1 protein-coding gene is annotated in these 225 nt (G+C 51.1%); it reads right to left on the reverse strand.

All coding sequences use genetic code 11. The features are described 5' to 3' along the window. The coding region (locus Ga0451573_RS19620; protein ID WP_231685902.1) for a hypothetical protein at positions 1-225 on the reverse strand (225 nt) is incomplete at both ends.

Below are 225 nucleotides of genomic sequence, written 5' to 3' on the forward strand. Positions count from 1 at the left end.
GGGGTTATACGGTCTTCCTATCGCTTCCCTGAAAATGTAGTAATTCCAATGGGCCTCCTTAGTGTTCTCACCATCTGTGCCCGTTACCGGAAGCTGTTTGCCGTTTTTGCCCAGGAAACCTCTGGACCTCAAGAAACTTTGGATTTTCCCGGCGGTGTTGGCCCATTCCCGCTGCTTTTGGTTAAACCATGCGGAAGAGGGCATTTCACCGGCAGGATCGATAAG

Origin of the sequence: Phosphitispora fastidiosa, from assembly GCF_019008365.1 — a bacterium.
Classification (GTDB): domain Bacteria; phylum Bacillota; class Thermincolia; order Thermincolales; family UBA2595; genus Phosphitispora; species Phosphitispora fastidiosa.